Raw genomic sequence first — 20,209 nt, 5'->3', positions numbered from 1 at the left:
GTTATATGTGTTATGTGTTAGGGTGATGTGCAGATGAGCGTTTTTAAATGAACAGATGCACAGTCACAGAATAGCTCATTGTCAGGGAGGTTTACTTTTTTTGCGCTTTGTTTTATTATTTGAACTATTACAAAAGATATGCGCATTAAGGTTAAGGTTTTGATCCTATTAATTTCTGGTATCATTTTAATTGTTGTTTCAGCTTTATCTGTTCACGATAATTTGCAGTCGAATGATCGAATGATTGAGCACATCAACCATGAGATGCAGGATGCTATTTTAAAACTTGATGAGCTTGAGTCGAGGGGAGCGCAAACAATTTACTCGTTACTAAAATTATCACAGGGCGACATTACCTTGCCAGTAGATACTAATTATGACAAGCTCACCCAGTTATGGGTTGATTATATGAATGAATATGACGTGTTGCACGGCATTAAAGCTTACCTCCAGAATGAAACGCATGTGAAGGTAATTAAGGTGGGGAATAATAATTATCTCAGAATCAAATTGAAAGATGTTGAACGCAGAATCGCCCGGTTTCAACGGTTAACAATTCGCAATGGGACCATAGCTATTAATGATACCTGGTATAAAGAATTAACAATTGATGAATTTGAAAAAGACTGGGTACATCGATCAAAAGTAAACAGTCAAAAAGTATTTGTTTCACATTTTTATAACTCACCCTTATTAAACGAATCGGTATTTTCACTTTACAGGGCCAATAATGATAAGAAGAGTAGGGTACATGCCATTAGTTTAAAAGTGTCGTTACCGGCTTTGGTGGGTAAGTTAAGTGCAACAATGAGTAAATATAATTTTGTTGTGCTTAGCGATGATGAAACGCATGTGAGGATATCCAGTAAGGCGGGGGTATTGCAAAATGCGAAGCCTGGTTTAAAGAACAATGACCTGGTTACATATTTTCTGAATCTAACACCCGATAAAAATTCCTACCCGGCTCGGGCTATACCTTTTAGTTACAAGGGAGTCAGGTATGTTGGTCAGTGGTCCACGTTTAAATTTGGGAATAATACGTATCGTATCGCTTATGTGATGCAATGCCAGATGGCCAATAATGCCCTCACTTATAGTGTGATTACTTTACTTATAACCTTAATTTGCGTTGCGCTCGTGATTGTTTTGGAGCAGCTTCAACGCAAAAAAGAGGAGAGCGAGCATGCGAAGATTAAAGCGGAAGCAGAAGCTGTAGAGCATTTAACAGAAGTAACCGATAAGCAAGAGTATATAGCATTGTACAAGAAGCTTACACGTTATCTGATTGAGTCAAAAGCCTATTTAAAGCCCGAATGTTCACTTGGTTTAATAAGTGAGTCGATTAATGAAGAACGGGAAGATGTAGTTAAAGCTATTGAAAATCATTATCAGAAAAGTGTTCGTGAGTTGGTTAATGATCTTCGGATTGAAGAAGCTACTTCGTTTTTTGATAGTGATGAATATGTCCGTTGTAGCTATTCAATTGATTATTTGGCTACCCGTTTTGGCTATAATTCACGAACTACTTTTTACCGTGAGTTTAAAAAACGAACCAATTTTTCGCCGGCTGAATACCAGATGCTCAAGTCAAATTAGGATTTATAAGGGCTATGAAAAAAACGAAAAGTGTACTTTGCCGTATTTTTTTACTTCACTAAAACGAGGGTGATTGTCAAAGGACTTTTTATCGGAATGCTCCAGAATAAAAACACCATCTTCTTTTAATAGATTATTTTCAAAGAAGCGATCAGGAATCGTTTCAAAGTCCTTCAAATCGAATGGCGGATCGGCAAATACCAGGTCATATTTAAAACTACACTTCTTAAGGTATTTAAATACATCAGCTTTAATAACACTGATCGAGTTATCGAGCTGAAACTCTTTAATCATTGATTTGATAAAGCTAAAATGCTTATAATTTAGTTCTACTGTGGTTATTGCTTCACAGCCGCGCGAGGCAAATTCATAGGAGATACTACCGGTTCCACCAAACAGGTCTAATACGGACAAATCTTCAAAATCAACGCGATTGTTTAATACATTAAATAAACTTTCACGTGCTATGTCGGTTGTAGGACGAGCAGAGAAACTTTTGGGTGGCGAAAAACGCCTTCCTTTTAATAAACCACTGATTATACGCATATGGACAGGTTAAATAAATTATGGAACAATAGCTTGTCACCTTCTTTAATCCGCATATGGTTGCTAAACTTAAAATGAGGTGTTGGATTGGCCATTTTGGCTTGGCGGAGATAATTTTTAAGCTCTTTATAAAGAGGATTCTGTTTATCTGACAAGCCATGAACCATTACATTGGTGTTTTCAGCTTCAAGCTTTAATTGCTCGAAAGTGAACAAGACGAAATACAGAAAGTCATTCACGTTGGCATAGGCATACGAATTGCACAATACCATTTTTCTATCTTTAATCACCAGTAAGTCAAAAAACGTATCGTGCACGGCGATGTGCATCACCACTTCCTGTTTCTTCAGCTGACTGGCAATTAAGCAAGATTCTACAAATGGTGAATAATGTTGGTAAAACTCAATGCTGTCGAACTGTGTTTTAACCAGGTGATACATAAATTGCGGAATACTGCAGATATTCCAGGCATCGGCCATTTTAATTTTCTGAGCCACCAATTCATATGGCTCTTCACTAACAGAATGGTTTAGTTTGAACAATTCGTTGTGCTTGCTGCTATCGTACAAAGCTGAAGGTACCAGAGTAGCTTTGGGCGATTCGTACAAGAAGAACACCTTTTTATATGGCAACTGCAGTAACTCTTCTTTTAATAATACTTCTTGCGTTTTTATATTGTCCTTGCTGGTATCAATAAACGGAATATTGGCAAAGGCAATGTAAGTATTGGTAACCGGGTCGAGTACACAAAAAGAAAGTCCACCCGATGATGATCGGATGGACAAAAAATAAGATGTTGTAATACTTGCGTCAAACGACTGATCTACAACGTATGTCTTGGTCATAAAACAATTATTCCCAGTTACCTGCGTTATTGTTAGCTGCTTCTAACGAACCCACTTTAAGGCCAGGATATCTTTCCAATTTCTCGGTCTTATCGTTAAGGTTAATAATTTCTTGTGGCTCAAGACCAGCCAGGTAAATGTTGTTATGTACTTTGGCTTCGAACACCTGTACTTTAACACCAGAACCAGTCACTACGACACCTGCGCCCATTTCATACATTTTGCCTCCTTCAATGAAAGGAATGTATTTTAATGAATCAACAGGATATCCAGCTGGGAATAAAGAATCTTTTACGCTAACACGAATGGTATCACGGCTAATAATTCCCAAAGCCAACGCTTTAATCTCTGTCATTCCTTCAGCTCGCATGCTATCAGTTAAACTACCTTCTTTTTTAACCAATGGAAGCGAGTCATTCAAGATGAAATTAATTAAAGTGTCATAGCTACCTGTATACTTATTAAACACAGATTTATAAGCTACCTGTGCATCTCTGGTATACATTAGTTTTTCAACGTTAGCATCTTTTCTTAAAGCATGCTGCTCTTGAAAACGAATCGGTTTTTGAATACTTTCAACACAGAAGTATCCTAGCGCAATAATTAAAATAGTCAGAACAATCTGAATAACTGTTTTCATTATCTTCGGATTTTTGTTTTAGTTTGAAGTCACAAATTTAAAAAAAAAATCAAACTACCGATTTTTATTGCGTCTTATCTATATTAAAAATGCTAAATAATCATTTATCAAGCTTAATACGACAGAAATTTGCCTTTGAACCAACAGCATCTCAGCAACAGCTAATAGATGGACTGGGGCAGTTTGTTATGGATGAATCATCGCCTTCGGTGTGTTTAATAAAAGGATATGCCGGTACGGGTAAAACATCCTTAATGAAAGCCTTTACCGATGTGCTGGAAGAGCTAAAAATTCCCTGTCAGTTGATGGCACCAACAGGTAGGGCGGCCAAGGTACTCAGTTCTTATACCCAAAAACCAGCATATACCATCCACAAGTTAATTTATCGTCGTCAGTCGTCGAATGATGATTTTGGGTCTTTTAATTTAAACTATAACAAATCCAAAGAGGCCATTTTCATTGTGGATGAGGCGTCGATGATATCGAACAATAGCTTAGATTATACCATGTTTGGCAGCGGGCGCCTGTTAGAGGATTTGCTCAACTTTGTGTTTGCTCAAAATCGCTGTAAGCTTGTTATAATTGGGGATGTGGCCCAGTTGCCGCCAGTTGGCTTTGACGAAAGTCCGGCATTGGATAAGTTGTATCTCGAGAGTTTGGGGATGCAGGTACGTGATTATTTTTTAAGTGAAGTCGTTCGTCAGGAAGAGGATAGTGGTATTTTGTACAATGCCACCAAGTTGCGTTTTTTGCTTGATGAAGGTTTGTTTGAACCAACATACCCGGCATTAGAAGCCACAGGTTATCCTGATTTCAAGCGTATAACAGGGGAGGAACTTATTGATGAACTTAATTGGTGCCAGGAAAACTATGGTTTAGACGAAACGCTTGTGGTGTGTCGCTCAAATAAACGGGCCAATCTTTTTAATAAAGGTATCCGCGGCAGTATTCTGTATCGTGAGGAAGAGTTGACCGTCACTGACCACTTGCTCATCATGAAGAACAATTACTTCTGGCTAAAAGATAGTAAAGAGGCTGATTTTATCGCCAATGGCGATATTGCTGAAGTGGTTCGTATCAACGGCTACGAAGAATTGTATGATCGTCGTTTTGCCAATGTCACCCTTCGTTTAACCGATTATGAGCATCTTGAGATTGATGTGAAAATAATTTTGGATGCCTTACATACTGATACCGCTGGCTTTTCAAAAGAGAAGCAGGAGGCCTTCTTTCGCAATGTGATGGAGGATTATGAAGAGGAAAAATCGCAGCGCAAGAAGTATGAAAAAGTGAAGGAAAATCCTTATTACAATGCGTTACAAGTTAAATATGCCTATGCTATGACTTGTCATAAATCGCAGGGTGGGCAATGGAAAGCTGTTTTTATCGATCAGGGGTACATACCTGAAGAACAGATGGGAACCGGTTATTTTCGTTGGTTATACACGGCTATTACGCGGGCAACCGAACGCGTGTACCTGGTTAATTTTAAAGATGATTTTTTTGAGGAGTAGAAACAAAAAGACCTTAAGGTTTTCAAAACCTTAAGGTCTACAATTATTTTGTATGAAAGGTATTAAATACCTAAATCTTTCGCAATGGCATCAATAATCGCATCGGCTTTTTCATTCGCCGGATAGAACTCTTCCTTGCTATTCATAGGTACTTTTACTTCCATATAGAATTTAATCTTAGGTTCAGTGCCCGATGGACGAACAGAAACTTTATACCCATTTTCAGTAAAGAACTGCAAAACGTTTGATTCGCCAGGTAAGTCAATGGTCTCGTGCTTGTTTTTCAATACATAGAACGCATCCAACTTCGAATAATCTTTGATGATGCTTACTTTGTCACCCGCCAATGTTTGTGGTGGAGTTGTACGGAAGTTGGTCATCAGTTGCTTGATTTCATCAGCGCCCGATTTACCTTCGCGCACAATGTAAATCATCTTCTCTTTTGAGAAACCATATTCCATGTAAATATCCTGAAGTACATCGAATAGAGATTTGCCATTGTCTTTAGCCCAGGCAGCGATTTCCGCAGTAATAGTGATGGCAGCTACAGCATCTTTGTCGCGCACATAATCGCCAGGTAAGAAACCATATGATTCTTCACCGCCGCAGATGTATTTCTTCTCGCCTTCTAACTCACGAATCACCTTGGCAATCCATTTGAAGCCCGTGTATACATCAAAATATTCAATACCGTTTTTAACCGCTATTTCCTTCATCAACTCTGAAGTAACAATGGTTTTAACGATGTACTCCTTACCGGTTAACTTTCCAAGCTCTTTCCATTTTTTCAGTATGTACCAGGTAAGTAGAGTTGCTGTTTGGTTACCATTAACCAGTACAAATTCGCCTTTTTCGTTACGAACGGCTATACCCAAACGGTCACTGTCAGGATCTGATGCCATCACAATGTCAGCATTGGTTTCTTCTGCTTTATTTAAAGCCATCTCTAATGCAGCCGGTTCTTCCGGGTTGGGCGAAACAACTGTTGGGAATTCACCGCTCACTACATCTTGTTCAGGAACGTTGATGACATTTTCAAAACCGCATTTGCGCAGCGCTGCTGGAATCATTTTAACACCTGTACCATGTATGGGTGAGTAAACAATTTTCAGGTCTTTATTACGGTCAATTAAATCCTGGTCTAAAACAAGGCTTTTTACCTGTTCCAGATATTGGTTATCCATGTCTTCACCAAGCACTTCAATAAGCTCTTTGTTGCCTTCAAATTGAATGTCATCAATCGAAGCTATTTTGTTTACTTCATCAATGACATTAGTGTCGTGAGGCGCTGTTAACTGGGCTCCATCATTCCAATAAGCTTTGTAGCCATTGTATGCTTTTGGGTTATGTGATGCCGTGATAATCACACCACTTTGGCAACCTAACTGACGAATGGCGTATGAGATTTCTGGTGTTGGTCGTAAATCTTCAAATATATACGCTTTAATACCGTTAGCACTGAAAATGTCAGCAACCACTTCAGAGAATAAGCGGCTGTTGTTACGGCAATCGTGGCCAATAACAACGCCAATTTGCTCTACATCGCTAAAGTTCTTCAGTAAATAGTTGGCCAAGCCTTGCGTGGCTGCACCAACCGTGTATATATTCATGCGGTTTGAACCAGCACCCATAATGCCGCGAAGGCCTCCGGTACCGAATTCTAAATCTTTATAAAAAGAGTCGATTAGTTCAGTTTTATCTTCTTTGTCCATCATTGCTTTGATGGCTGCTTTTGTTTCAGCATCGTAGTTGCCGTCAAGCCACTCCTGGGCTTTTTTTACAACAGCATTTAATACATCCTGATTTTGCATCTTCAATAATATTTGTGGTGTGTTAGATAATCAGATTTATTTTATTTTCGATAAGCAAATATCTAAACTGTCTCTCCAATAGGGAATTGCCAGATTGTAGGTTTCCTTAATCTTAGCCTTATTCAAAACACTATAATGTGGTCTTGGAGCAGGCGTTGGATAATCTTTTGTTTCAATTGGTTTGACCCTGCAAGATATGTTCATTTTTTCCAAAATAGCAAGCGTGAAATCATACCAGCTGACAACGCCTTCGTTGCTGTAATGATAGATGCCAGGAACAAAAGGAATAGATTTGCTCATGTCTGATTCAATAATATGTAATATCGCATCAGCCAGATCGCCGGCATAGGTTGGTGTTCCTATCTGGTCGAAGATAACGCCGAGTTCTTCTCGTTCTTGCCCCAGGCGAATCATGGTCTTTACAAAATTATTTCCATTGGCCGAGTAAAGCCATGAGGTGCGGATAATAATTGAGTTCGGATTGCTTTCCATCAAGTGCTTTTCCCCGCTTAGTTTTGTGGCTCCATATACCGACTGAGGCGCCGTTGCAGCATCCTCTTTATACGGAAAATGACTATTGCCATCAAACACGTAATCGGTAGAAATATGGATGACTTTTGCGTTGATTGCCTGCGCTGCTTCTCCTATTTTTTCAACAGCTGTTGTGTTAATCTTTATTGCCAGATCTTTTTCACTTTCAGCTTTATCAACAGCCGTATAAGCAGTGCAATTGATTATATAGCTGTAGTTTACAGCCTTAATTGTTTTTGTTAAATCCTCTGTGTTAGTGACGTCAAGTGTTTCAAGTGATGTAAACGAAAATTGTGCATTGTCAACTTTCTTGCATCTGTCTTTTATTTCTGAACCCAACTGTCCTTCAGAGCCGATAACTAATATTTGCTTCATTATATACCGTATACAAAGTTGTGTTCTGCTTCGCCAAAAGCAGGAAGAATACTGTCCTTCGATGAAATAATTGCCTTTTCTGCAGGGATTTTCCAGTCAATATTTAGTTTAGCATCGTTGTAAGCAATGCCGCGCTCCGCTTCCTGACTATAATAGTTGTCACATTTATAAGAGACAAGGGCTTTTTCGCTTAGTACTGAAAAACCATGTGCAAATCCTTGTGGGATGTAGAACTGTAACTTGTTTTCTGCTGATAATTCAACCGAGAAATGTTGGCCGAATGTTGGGGAGTTCTTTCTTAAATCAACAGCAACATCTAATACTTTGCCTTCCAATACTTGCACCAGTTTGGATTGCGAATAAGGTGCTAATTGATAGTGTAAACCCCTGATGACACCATAGGTTGATTTGGAGATGTTGTCTTGAATAAACTTAGAATTGATACCAGCATCCTGATATCTCTTTTCAGTATAAGCCTCTAAAAAGAAGCCTCTAGGGTCACTGAAAACTTCCGGTTTAATGATTAATAAGCTAGGTATGTCAGTTGTTATAATTTCCATATACTACCAGTTTGTTGTTGGGTTGACTCACTGTATAAAATAATGAGCGTACAAATATAGAAAGATAATAAGTGTATTTGTAAAATGTTTTACGAATTAAAAGTAAAGCGATAATAATCTTGTGTAATTATCAGTTTTCGTTGACAATTCTTAGCAAATACTGCCCATATTCGTTTTTCTTCAATGGTTCGGCCAGTTTAATGAGTTGTTCTTTGTTGATGAAACCTTTTGTATAGGCTATTTCTTCAATACAAGCAACCTTTAGTCCTTGTCGGTTTTCAATGGTTGCAATAAAGTTAGAGGCCTGTAATAAACTATCGTGCGTACCAGTATCCAGCCAGGCGGCGCCACGGCCAAGAATCGACATTTTTAAGCGCTGCTCATTTAAATATAGCACATTGAGGTCGGTAATTTCCAACTCACCACGTTTCGAAGGTTTTAAAGATTTGGCTTTTTGAACCACATCATTGCTGTAGAAATATAATCCTGTAACGGCATAGTGGCTTTTCGGTTTCTCTGGTTTTTCCTCTAAGGAAAGTACTTTCCCATCTTTATCAAACTCTGCAACACCGTATCGTTCCGGATCAGTTACATAGTAGCCAAATACCACCGCACCATCATTTGTTTGTGCTGCTTCTGTAAGTGTTTTGGTGAAGTCAAAGGCATAGAATATATTATCGCCTAATACCAAAGCTACATCGTCATCACCGATAAACTCTTCACCAATAATAAATGCTTGAGCCAAACCATCCGGTGAAGGTTGCTCGGCATATGAAAGCGACAGGCCTAGATCGGAACCATCGCCAAACAATTCTTTATACAAAGGTAAATCATGTGGTGTGCTGATGATTAATATTTCCCGAATGCCAGAAAGCATCAATACTGAAAGCGGATAGTAAATCATTGGTTTATTATAAACCGGTATGATTTGCTTGGAGATACTTTTAGTAATCGGGTAGAGGCGTGTACCTGACCCGCCAGCTAATATTATACCTTTTCTCTTTTTCATATAGCTTTTGTGTCGATTGGAATGAATATGATATTATGCGTCTCCTTGTTTCAACAAGTCATCAAAATACTGAATCGTTTGTGTCAGGCCTTCCCGCAACTGAACCGTGGGCTCCCAGTTGTTCAGCTTTTCTTTAGCCAGTGAAATGTCGGGTTGTCGCTGCAAAGGATCATCGGCAGGTAATGGCAGGTAGACCAGTTTTGACTTGGAATTGGTTAGGTCAATCACGTTTTGTGCCAATTCCAGCATGGTAAATTCATTTGGATTACCAATGTTAACCGGTCCAACAAAGTCTTCGTTATTCATCATGCGAATCATGCCTTCAACCAAATCATCTACGTACTGGAAGCTTCGGGTCTGCTTTCCGTCACCAAAAACAGTAATGTCTTCTCCTTTTAAAGCCTGAACAATAAAGTTCGATACAACGCGTCCGTCATTTGGATTCATGCGAGGGCCATAGGTATTGAAAATGCGGATGATGCGAATGTCAACACCGTTTTGTTGGTGGTAATTCACAAATAAACTTTCTGCACATCGTTTTCCTTCGTCGTAACAGGAGCGAATGCCTATTGGGTTCACATTTCCCCAGTAATCTTCTGTTTGTGGATGAATAAGCGGATCGCCATAGACTTCGCTGGTTGATGCCTGCAAAATACGTGCTTTAATTCGCTTAGCCAGTCCAAGCATGTTAATGGCGCCCATCACCGATGTTTTAATCGTTTTGATAGAGTTGTATTGGTAATGAACCGGCGAAGCAGGACATGCCAGGTTGTAAATCTGATCTACTTCAACAAAGTATGGGTGTGTAACATCGTGACGGATTAGCTCAAAGTAGGGGTTATCCATTAAATGAACAACATTCTCCTTCGAACCGGTAAAATAGTTGTCCATGCAGATAACCTCATTGCCTTCATTTAATAATCTTTCGCATAGGTGTGAGCCAATAAAGCCGGCACCTCCTGTTACTAAAACTCTGTTTTTCATTATGTGTGATTATGACTTAATGCTTTGTTTAGAAATGATAAAGCCTGAAAGGAGTTTGTTGTCTTTCAGGCTTATATTTTCATTAGTATTATTCGCCAATAGTAGGTCGGCCAATACTATAATAGGTATAGCCAAATTCTTTCATTTCCTCAGGGTCGTAAATGTTACGGCCATCAAAAAGGACTTTTTGTTTCAGCAACTTGTCCATCACCTTATAATTAGGTACCCTAAACTCTGGCCATTCGGTTATTAGAATTAAGGCATCTGCATCAATCAGAACATCATACTGGTCTTCGCCATACTCAATAGTATCACCAAGGATGTGTTTCGCTTCATCCATGGCAACCGGGTCGTAAGCTTTAACTTTAGCACCCAACTCAACCAGGGCGTTGGCAATGACAACTGATGGTGCTTCGCGCATGTCATCCGTGTGTGGTTTAAAGGATAAACCCCACATGGCAAATGTTTTTCCTTTAATATCAGGGAAGTGTGCCTTTATTTTGCTGATGATTACTTTCTTCTGATCGTCATTAACATTTTCAACGGCTTCCAGAATACGCAAGTTGTAATTGTTAAGTTGAGCAGTTTTAATAATGGCTTTCACATCCTTTGGGAAACATGACCCACCGTAGCCAGCACCAGCATAAATGAATTTGTTACCAATGCGTGAGTCGGAACCAATACCACGGCGCACGTTGGTGACGTCAGCGCCAACAATTTCACAAAGGTTAGCGATGTCATTCATAAAGCTAATCTTAGTGGCTAACATGGCATTAGCAGCATATTTTGTCATCTCTGCTGATGGAATATCCATAAACAGGATAGGGTGACCATTTAATACAAATGGTTTATAAAGTCTGTTCATTAATTTTTCAGCACGTTCCGACTCAATGCCAACAACAATTCGGTCTGGCTTTAAGAAGTCTTCAATGGCATTACCTTCTTTAAGGAATTCAGGATTGGATGCGACATCAAAATCTAATTCAACGCCTCTTTTCTCTAGTTCATCCTGAATAGCTGCTTTTACTTTTTTTGCGGTGGCAATCGGTACTGTACTTTTTGTTACAACCACTAAATAATTAGTCATGTGTCGGCCAATCTGGCGAGCTACTTCTAGTACATGGCTTAAATCAGCACTGCCATCTTCACCCGGAGGAGTTCCTACTGCAATAAAGATCGCTTCAGAGTGCTCAAGGCTTTCTTTCAGGTTTGTGGTGAAATGTAATCTTTCTTTTTCAACATTTTTAAGAACCATTTGGTCAAGACCAGGCTCATATATTGGAATGATACCCTTTTTTAATTTGTCGATTTTATCTTTATCGATATCAACACATGTTACATTGATGCCGGTATCGGCAAAACATGTGCCGGTTACTAATCCTACATAACCAGTTCCAACAATTGAAATTTTCATATGTCTAAAGTTTTATTTTAGATATTTTCAGCTTAAGTATATTCAGCAATGAAAGTACTATTATAATTCATTTATTACAAAAGCCAAAAGTATAACTTTTATTGTTAGTTTGCCTTAATAATTAGGTGTTGTATAATATAAAGTATAAGAGTGCAGTGTAATTTGATGCAGTATAAAGGCTCCTTAATAAATGTTAAAACGGATGACTTGACGTAAGCGTTTCTCCACCTTATTTTTAGGACTTGCTGTTTATTTGTTCTGAAGCTTTTTTACATGGAAAAAAGTTTCTACTTTTGCAGCGATTTTTTCAATATAATGTCTAACTACTAGTTATTAAAGATTTAAAGAAAAATGGCAGAAGAAAAAGTAAATGCTGAGGAGCAGGAAAAAGCTCCTGAAGTAAAGGAAACGGTAGCTAACGTACCAATGGAAGATTTTGATTGGGATAGCTATGAAGCAGGCGACGTTGTAGGTGGCGGTGCTTCAAAAGAAGAATTAGCAGAGATGTATGATAAAACATTATCTACAATTTCTGAAAAAGAAGTTATTGAAGGTGAAGTTATTACCCTTACAAAACGTGAGGTTGTAATTAACATTGGCTTCAAATCAGATGGTATCGTTAGTCGTAACGAATTCCGTTACAATCCTGAGTTAGCAGTAGGCGACAAAGTAGAAGTTTACGTTGAGAGCCAGGAAGACAAAAAAGGACAGTTAGTTCTTTCGCACAAAAAAGCACGTGCTTTACGTTCATGGGACAGAGTAAACGAAGCGTTGGATAACGACGAAGTTATCAAGGGTTACATCAAGTGTCGTACTAAAGGTGGTATGATCGTTGACGTATTTGGTATCGAAGCTTTCTTACCAGGTTCTCAAATTGATGTTAAGCCTATCCGCGACTATGATATGTACGTAGGTAAAACAATGGAATTCAAGGTTGTTAAAATCAACCCTGAGTTCAAAAACGTTGTTGTATCTCACAAAGCGCTTATCGAGGCTGAGCTTGAGCAGCAGAAGAAAGATATTATTTCTAAGTTGGAAAAAGGTCAGGTATTGGAAGGAACTGTTAAGAATATCACTTCTTACGGTGTATTCATCGACCTTGGTGGCGTTGACGGATTGATCCACATTACTGACCTTTCTTGGGGTCGCGTAAATCATCCGGAAGAAATCGTTCAGTTAGATCAGAAATTGAACGTTGTAATCCTTGATTTTGATGATGAGAAGAAGCGTATTGCTCTTGGATTGAAGCAATTGACTGCTCATCCATGGGATTCATTGGATGCAGAAATGAAAGTTGGTGACATTGTTAAAGGTAAAGTGGTTGTGATGGCTGACTACGGTGCGTTTGTTGAAATCGCAGCGGGTGTTGAAGGTCTTATCCACGTATCAGAGATGTCATGGTCACAACACTTGAGAAGCGCTCAAGACTTCTTAAAAGTGGGTGACGAAGTAGAAGCTATGGTATTGACTTTGGATCGCGACGAGCGTAAGATGTCATTAGGCATCAAGCAGCTTAAAGCTGATCCATGGGAGAAAATTGAAGAGAAATATGCTGTTGGTAGCAAGCACTCTGCTACTGTTCGCAACTTCACTAACTTCGGTGTATTTGTAGAGATTGAAGAAGGAATTGATGGATTGATCCACATTTCAGACCTTTCATGGACGAAGAAGATTAAGCACCCGGCAGAATTTACTGCTATCGGTGATTCAATCGAAGTCGTTGTTTTAGAAATCGACAAAGAAAACCGTCGTTTAAGCCTTGGTCACAAGCAGCTTGAAGAGAATCCATGGGATGTATTCGAAGGAATCTTCACTGTTGATTCAATTCACGAAGGAACAATTGTTGACATTTTCGACAAAGGTGCCGTAATTGCATTACAGTACGGTGTTGAAGGTTTCGCTACTCCTCGTCACTTAGTGAAAGAAGATGGAGCGCCTGCTAAGGTAGATGAGAAACTTGATTTTAAAGTAATTGAGTTTAACAAAGCTGCTAAGCGTATCATCCTTTCTCACTCACGCACTTTCGAAGATGCTAACAAGTCAGAGGAAGTAGCTGCTAAGAAAGCTGCTTCAAAAGCAACCAAAAAAGGTGTGAAGAAGTTGAATGATAACTTAGAAAAGACTACTTTAGGAGATATTTCTGAATTAGCTGCATTGAAAAATCAATTGGAAGCTAACGAAGGAAAACCTGAAGGAGATAAAGAATAAGTTAAAAACCAACGATATATGGACTTCAAGATTGATAAATTAGACGATTTTACACTGGTTCAGGTTCTGAAAGAGAAGATGGATACCCATGTGGCTCCAACCTTAAAATCAGAATTGGTTCTATTGTCAGGTAACGGCGAAAAGAATATTTTGCTTGACCTGGGAAAGTGTAACTACTGTGATTCGTCTGGTTTAAGTGCAATCTTGGTCGCCAATCGTTTGTGTAAAAATGCTGATGGTGTATTTGTATTGGCAGGATTACAGCCGGCAGTTGAGCGTTTAATCTCAGTGTCGCAGTTGGATTCAGTTTTAAACATCGCACCATCGTTAGAGGATGGTATTCAAATGATACGTAAAGCCATTGAAGCAATTTAATGTCTTTGTCATTAACCATCCTTGGAAGTAATTCAGCATTACCTACATCGGATAGATATCCTACCGCTCAGATACTACGTGTATCTGAGCGTTTTTTTTTAATCGACTGTGGGGAAGGTACGCAAATGCAATTGCGTCGTAATAAAATCAACTTCTCCAAAATCAATCATATCTTTCTTTCACACCTTCATGGAGATCATGTATTTGGCTTAATTGGACTGATTTCTACATTTGGCTTGTTGGGAAGGCGCAAAGTATTGACAATTCACGCCCATGAAGATTTGAAAGGCTTATTGCAGCCACATCTCGACTATTTTTGTGCCGATTTACCTTATTCAATTGTGTTTAATGATTTAAGCTACGAGGAGCCCCGTGTTATTTATGAGGATAAAAAGGTGATTGTGCAATCCTTCCCGCTCTCGCATCGGGTGCCTACCTGTGGTTTTTTATTCAAAGAGAAGCCAAAACCCGCCAATATTCGAAAGGAAGCCATCGTAAGGTATCAGTTAACCGTTCCTGAGATTGTAGCTATCAAAGCTGGAGAGGAATTCATAGGCGAAGATGGTTTAGCTGTCGCTTCAGAAGAATTACTGACTCCTGCTCCTAAGCCTTGTTCATACGCCTTCTGTTCCGATACGCGTTATTATCGGCGTGTTATTCCGTTTATTGAAGGCGTGGACTTACTGTATCATGAAGCAACATTTCTGCATGAGTTAAAAGATTTGGCTAAACGAACCAGTCATACAACCGCTAAGCAGGCTGCGACCATTGCCCGTGATGCACGCGTGGGGAAATTATTATTAGGACATTTTTCCAGTCGCTATAGAGATTTAACTCCAATATTGGATGAAGCTAAAGGTATATTTGAACCCACGGTCTTGGTTTCCGATAATCAAACCTTCGAGGTTAATCGATAAGTATCAATCCTATTAATTTAACTGCAATCTGTTTTTTTCTTCATTTTTTTGTGAAAAAATGTAAATATTCCTTGTGCTTTGTATCCTTTGTCTACTCTGGCTTACGCTGACATTAATTTTCCTCAAGATAGTTGCAGTGAATAAATAAAGAGTGCAAACGCTTGCATAAATAAATTCAATCGTTCATATTTGCATTGAATTTTGATTTGAAATATCGTTTAACCAAAATTAGATCAAATGAATAAAAATCCAATTGGTCACACTGCGACAGGTGGTGTGAAGAGAATTGGCAGGCGTTTAATGCTTTTTGCATTGATGGCTCTGCTTTCTTCTACAGTGCAATTGCTTGCACAAAATCAAAAAACAATTACAGGTAATGTGGTCGATGTAACCGGTGAATCACTGCCTGGAGTTAATGTTTCTGTTAAAGGAACAACAAACGGAACCATTACTGATATTGATGGTAATTTTACTTTATCCGTTCAGGATGCGGATGTTTTATTAATCAGTTTTATTGGGTATAAGGCACAAGAGATTGCTGTAGCTGGTCAAACAAGTTTTAATGTTATTCTTGAGGAAGATGTAACTGACTTGGATGAAGTGGTTGTGGTAGGTTATGGTGTGCAGAGAAAGTCTGATGTAACCGGGGCTATTTCAACCGTTAAAACTGAAGAATTAGTTAAGCGTGATGTGGCTTCAGTTGAGCAGGCCTTACAGGGGCAAATAGCAGGTGTGACTGTTACACAGGGCTCTGGTACGCCTGGTTCAACGCCTAATATTACTATTAGAGGATTGGGTTCGTTAAGTAATACCACGCCTTTGTATGTTGTTGATGGAATGATGATGGACGACATCTCGCATGTTAATTCAAAAGATATTGAATCGACACAAGTGTTAAAAGACGCTTCTGCATCGGCAATTTATGGTTCGCGGGGTGCTAACGGTGTGATTATTATCACCACTAAGAAAGGTAAAGCTGGTCAAGGGAGAGTGAATTTTAGTGGCTATTATGGCGTGCAGAACTTCAGATATACTCCAGAGTTAACGACTGCTAGCGAGTGGGCCATGTTGAATAACGAGGCTCGTTTAGCTGCTGGAATGGAGCCTAATTATTCGAATCCTTCCGCTCTGGGTAAGGGAACGGATTGGTTAGCGGCTGTTACTAACGAGAATGCACCAATTCAAAGCTATGATTTGTCTTTTTCTGGAGGAACAGAGAAAAGCACTTATTTTATCAGTGGACAGTATTTTGGTCAAGAGGGGATTATAAACAACACGGAATATAATCGACTTTCTGTGCGTGTAAATTCAGAGCATAAGGTAAAGGATTGGTTAACGGTTGGTGAAAATATCTCCGTTACAAACTCCAATCAATCGACAGTTTTAGAGGGGGATGAGTGGAATAACTTATTGATTACGCCTCTTAATATGGAGCCTGTAACGCCTGTTTATAACGAAGATGGCTCGTATGCAGCTTCAAATAATCAGGTGAATAACCCGGTTGCAGCTATTGATAATACCAATAATAATCGTGAGGAGTTTAGGGTTTTAGGTAACCTGTATGCCAATATCAATCTGATGAAAGGTTTGGCATTCAAAACCAATTTTGGTGCTGATTTATCATTTAATGAGGAAGATACTTATAACCCGATTTATTTTGTTTCGCTGACGGATAGAAATGAAATGAACAGCTTGGCTAAGGGGCATGATCGTGGTACGCTTATAACCTGGTCGAATACGCTTAATTATAACAGGACATTTGGTTCTAACCATGATGTGAAGGCAATGGTTGGAACGGAATATCTGAAACGTAAGTATGAATACGATGGAATTAATGTAACTGATTTCCCAACAGATGACGAGGATTATCGCATTATAGATAACTCAAGAAATGCGCACCAGGGCAGTACTTATGGTTCATTTTTAGAGGATAATCAGATTTCTTACCTGGCGCGATTAAACTATTCTTATGCTGGTCGTTATTTGTTAACAGTTAACTTCAGGGCCGATGGTTCGTCTAAGTTCGGCGATGCTGAAAAGTGGGGCTATTATCCATCATTCTCTGCCGGATGGCGTATTGTTGAGGAGAGCTTTATGGATGGTGTTGAGTGGATTAGTAATTTAAAACTGCGCGCTGGTTGGGGGCAGATTGGTAACCAGGCTGCTTTGACGCCTTATCGTCAGTCGACAACAGCATCGGCAGGTCAAAATTATGTGTTTGGTAACCCTCAGGTTATTACAAGCGGAACAGCCTTTAATAGTGTTGGTAATAATGAAATAATGTGGGAGACTGTGGAGTCTACAAATGTTGGTTTAGACTTTGGTTTTTTAAGAGGTAAACTTTCGGGTAGTGCTGAATACTATATTAAGAATACTCGCGATATGTTGTTAACGCCGCCAACGCCTTCGCAAACAGGGATTGTTGATTATCCATGGCAAAATACCGGTGAGATGAAGAATACTGGTATGGAGCTTGAATTAAACTGGAGAAGTAAAATTGGACAGGTTGAATATTCGCTTGGAGGTAATATAACAACAATTAATAATGAGGTGGTTAGTTTAGGTTCAGCTACCCATGTTGATGATAATGATTTCCGTAGTTCGGGATATGTGAACCGTACAGTGGTAGGTCGTCCTATTTCAAACTTTTATGGCTTGGTGGCTGAAGGGCTTTTTCAGACTCAGGATGAGATTAATAACTATTACAAAAATGCCGCTGATGGTGTGCCAGCAAGCGTGAAGCCAGGTGATATTCGTTACCGCGATGCGGATGGAGATGGAGAATATGACTATGACTTTATTGGTAGTCCAATTCCGGATTTAACGTATGCTATTAATGGTAACGTATCATACAAAGGCATTGATTTTAGTTTCTTGCTAAATGGTGTTTATGGGAATGACGTGTATAATGGTCCTGGATACTATCAGTTGAGCTCAATGGCTTATTGGAATAATAGTAAGGAGATGTTGAATCGCTGGACAGGTCAGGGTTCGACTAATGATCCGCGCCATCCGAGAATGAATGCTAAAGACTCGCACAATACGCGTATTTCAAGTCGTTATGTGGAGGATGGTTCTTTCTTAAGAATTCAGAATGTTCAGTTGGGCTATACTTTACCTGAGAGTGTGGTGAGTAAGCTTAAGCTGGAGTCTATGCGAGTGTATGTGAGTGGACAAAATCTGTACACCTTTACCGAGTATACGGGTTATGATCCTGAAGTGGGAGGTTATGGAACGGCCATTGGTTTAGATCGTGCGACTTATCCAATACCACGCACGATAACATTCGGTATGAACTTAAGCTTTTAAGCGGTAATTCCATTATGTATGTTAAAAATTAGAAAAATGAAGAAATTAAATATATTAACATCTGCTATAGCTTTTATAGCTTTGTTTGTGGCGTGTTCTGAGAGCCTGCTGGATACGCCGGCACCTAACATTTCAGATGAATCATTCTTTAGTTCTGATGCGGCTGCTTTTGATGCTTTGGTTGGCGCATACGATCCTTTAGGGCGTTACAATTATACTCAAATTCACGAGTGGATGATTGGTGATGTTGTATCTGATGATGCTGAAAAAGGAGGCGAAGGCCCTAGTGACTGGGCTGAGTGTCAGGATTTAAAAGATTTTAGAGCGAATGCGGAAAACTCCATTTTAGCTGGTCGCTGGACCGAGCCTTATGTGGGTATTGCCCGGGCTAATAAATTAATTGCTGGTATTCAGGAGAATGAGAATATTTCAGCTGGTGTTCAAAAACGTTATATTGCCGAAGCGAAATTTTTACGTGCCTGGTATCATTTCCATTTATTAAAGGTTTTTGGAGGCGTGCCAATTGTTAACAAGGTCCTTCAACCGTCGGAGTTTACTGAGCCTCGAAATACAGCTGCTGAAGTGTATGCACAAATTGAAAAAGACCTTACTGAGGCTGCAGCTGATTTGCCAACAAAGCCAGAGTTAAATGCTGATGAGATGGGGCGTGTAACCAGAGGCGCTGCTGAGGCATTTTTGGTAAAGATGTATGTTTTTCAGGCTAAGTGGAGTGAGGCTGCTACCTTGTCTCAGAAATTCATTGATGAATATGATTGGTATGGTTTAGAAGACAATTATGCCGATGTTTTCTCTGCTACCGGTGAAAATGGTAAAGAATCTATTTTCGAAATACAGTATTCGTTTATTACCGGTGATGATAACTGGGGCGATGATAACGAAGGTAATGTAACGGCCATTTACCAGGGAAGCCGTCAGTTGTACAATAGCAAAGGTGAGATAGAAAGTGGCTGGGGCTGGGGCTTCAACCTGCCTACTCAAAATTTATATGATGAATTTGAAGAGGGCGATCCGCGTCGTGATTTCACCCTGATTGATGATGGTGATGTGCTTTGGGAAGGAACGGATGATGAAGAAACGATATGTACACAGCATATCAATGGTATTGGTTATACGCAAAAAGTATATCACTCGCGTAAATACTATATTCCTAAAAGTGAGCGCAACGGAATGTCTGATTCGCCAAATAACTGGCGTGCTATTCGTTATGCCGACTTGTTGTTGTGGAATGCTGAGGCCTATGCTCATACCGGTGGTGATTGGGAATATGGCGTGAACGAAGTAAGGGCACGTGTAGGCTTGGAGCCAACAACAAATACGGATGGCTTGTCTGCTGTATATCACGAGCGTCGTGTAGAATTGGCGATGGAAGGTCATCGTTATTGGGACTTAGTGCGTACCGGAAGAGGTAGTTTGATGACTGGTTATAGCGACAATAAGCGTTATATGCCGATTCCTCAGGGCGAAATCGGTTTGAATCCTAATTTGGAACAAAACCCTTACTAATAATATCATGCTTTGGCAAAGCTGGTGAGACTTTTCTTATTGGCTTTGCAT

At 39.5% G+C, this 20,209-nt stretch carries 16 protein-coding genes; 7 read left to right on the top strand and 9 right to left on the bottom strand.

All coding sequences use genetic code 11. The annotated features are described in order from the left end of the window. The first annotated feature begins 138 nt into the window (after positions 1 to 138). Entirely contained in the window at positions 139 to 1,596 is a 1,458-nt protein-coding gene (locus J1N10_RS12985; protein ID WP_262327146.1) for a helix-turn-helix domain-containing protein, read from the top strand. A 12-nt stretch (positions 1,597 to 1,608) separates the two neighbouring features. Here J1N10_RS12985 and J1N10_RS12980 read toward each other — a convergent pair whose 3' ends face one another. Genes J1N10_RS12980 through J1N10_RS12970 form a run of 3 tightly spaced genes read right to left on the bottom strand, consistent with a single transcriptional unit; the run spans position 1,609 to position 3,627 of the window. After that, the gene (locus J1N10_RS12980; protein WP_262327145.1) at positions 1,609 to 2,142 is read right to left on the bottom strand and encodes an RsmD family RNA methyltransferase; all 534 of its coding nucleotides are present in this window, start codon (positions 2,140 to 2,142) and stop codon (positions 1,609 to 1,611) included. Then, positions 2,133 to 2,987, bottom strand: coding sequence for a DUF3822 family protein (locus tag J1N10_RS12975; protein ID WP_262327144.1), 855 nt, complete (start codon positions 2,985 to 2,987; stop codon positions 2,133 to 2,135). Before J1N10_RS12975 ends, J1N10_RS12980 begins: the two co-directional genes overlap by 10 nt. A 7-nt stretch (positions 2,988 to 2,994) precedes the next feature. Next, positions 2,995 to 3,627 carry a hypothetical protein gene (locus J1N10_RS12970; protein WP_262327143.1) on the bottom strand — a complete coding sequence of 211 codons (633 nt, stop codon included), beginning with the start codon at positions 3,625 to 3,627 and terminating at the stop codon, positions 2,995 to 2,997. An 89-nt stretch (positions 3,628 to 3,716) separates the two neighbouring features. Between J1N10_RS12970 and J1N10_RS12965 the strand changes: the two genes are divergently transcribed. Next, positions 3,717 to 5,141, top strand: coding sequence for an ATP-dependent DNA helicase (locus tag J1N10_RS12965; RefSeq protein WP_262327142.1), 1,425 nt, complete (start codon positions 3,717 to 3,719; stop codon positions 5,139 to 5,141). 62 nt (positions 5,142 to 5,203) lie between these two features. Here J1N10_RS12965 and J1N10_RS12960 read toward each other — a convergent pair whose 3' ends face one another. The 6 genes from J1N10_RS12960 to J1N10_RS12935 form a co-directional block, all read right to left on the bottom strand. Continuing rightward, positions 5,204 to 6,952 (bottom strand): phospho-sugar mutase, encoded by a 1,749-nt coding sequence (locus J1N10_RS12960; protein ID WP_262327141.1) that lies wholly within the window; start codon positions 6,950 to 6,952, stop codon positions 5,204 to 5,206. Between the two features lie 36 nt (positions 6,953 to 6,988). Then, the gene (gene rfbD, locus J1N10_RS12955; protein ID WP_262327140.1) at positions 6,989 to 7,858 is read right to left on the bottom strand and encodes a dTDP-4-dehydrorhamnose reductase; all 870 of its coding nucleotides are present in this window, start codon (positions 7,856 to 7,858) and stop codon (positions 6,989 to 6,991) included. After that, entirely contained in the window at positions 7,858 to 8,418 is a 561-nt protein-coding gene (rfbC, locus tag J1N10_RS12950; protein WP_262327139.1) for a dTDP-4-dehydrorhamnose 3,5-epimerase, read from the bottom strand. Before rfbC ends, rfbD begins: the two co-directional genes overlap by 1 nt. Positions 8,419 to 8,548: 130 nt before the next feature. Then, the gene (rfbA, locus tag J1N10_RS12945) at positions 8,549 to 9,427 is read right to left on the bottom strand and encodes a glucose-1-phosphate thymidylyltransferase RfbA (protein WP_262327138.1); all 879 of its coding nucleotides are present in this window, start codon (positions 9,425 to 9,427) and stop codon (positions 8,549 to 8,551) included. Between the two features lie 33 nt (positions 9,428 to 9,460). Further along, the gene (locus tag J1N10_RS12940) at positions 9,461 to 10,411 is read right to left on the bottom strand and encodes a UDP-glucuronic acid decarboxylase family protein (protein WP_262327137.1); all 951 of its coding nucleotides are present in this window, start codon (positions 10,409 to 10,411) and stop codon (positions 9,461 to 9,463) included. A gap of 88 nt (positions 10,412 to 10,499) precedes the next feature. After that, positions 10,500 to 11,825, bottom strand: coding sequence for a UDP-glucose dehydrogenase family protein (locus J1N10_RS12935; protein ID WP_262327136.1), 1,326 nt, complete (start codon positions 11,823 to 11,825; stop codon positions 10,500 to 10,502). Positions 11,826 to 12,176: 351 nt separating this feature from the next. Here J1N10_RS12935 and rpsA point away from each other — a divergent pair, with 351 nt between their 5' ends. The 5 genes from rpsA to J1N10_RS12910 all read left to right on the top strand — a co-directional run bounded on the left by rpsA (position 12,177) and on the right by J1N10_RS12910 (position 20,158). Then, positions 12,177 to 14,033 (top strand): 30S ribosomal protein S1, encoded by a 1,857-nt coding sequence (rpsA, locus tag J1N10_RS12930; protein WP_262327135.1) that lies wholly within the window; start codon positions 12,177 to 12,179, stop codon positions 14,031 to 14,033. A gap of 18 nt (positions 14,034 to 14,051) precedes the next feature. Continuing rightward, the gene (locus J1N10_RS12925; protein ID WP_262327134.1) at positions 14,052 to 14,408 is read left to right on the top strand and encodes an STAS domain-containing protein; all 357 of its coding nucleotides are present in this window, start codon (positions 14,052 to 14,054) and stop codon (positions 14,406 to 14,408) included. Further along, positions 14,408 to 15,325, top strand: a complete 918-nt coding sequence (locus J1N10_RS12920) for a ribonuclease Z (RefSeq protein ID WP_262327133.1) — start codon at positions 14,408 to 14,410, stop codon at positions 15,323 to 15,325. The genes J1N10_RS12925 and J1N10_RS12920 overlap by 1 nt, the downstream gene beginning before the upstream one ends. 237 nt (positions 15,326 to 15,562) lie before the next feature. Continuing rightward, a complete protein-coding gene (locus J1N10_RS12915) occupies positions 15,563 to 18,634 on the top strand; it encodes a SusC/RagA family TonB-linked outer membrane protein (protein WP_262327132.1) in 3,072 nt (1,023 codons plus the stop codon). A 36-nt stretch (positions 18,635 to 18,670) separates the two neighbouring features. Next, complete coding sequence (locus J1N10_RS12910; RefSeq protein ID WP_262327131.1) at positions 18,671 to 20,158, top strand: RagB/SusD family nutrient uptake outer membrane protein; 1,488 nt, start codon at positions 18,671 to 18,673, stop codon at positions 20,156 to 20,158. Positions 20,159 to 20,209 lie beyond the last annotated feature (51 nt).

Source organism: Carboxylicivirga litoralis (assembly GCF_025499605.1).
In the GTDB taxonomy this organism is placed as follows: Bacteria; Bacteroidota; Bacteroidia; order Bacteroidales; family Marinilabiliaceae; genus Carboxylicivirga; species Carboxylicivirga litoralis.
This window is presented reverse-complemented; position numbering and strand designations above follow the sequence as displayed.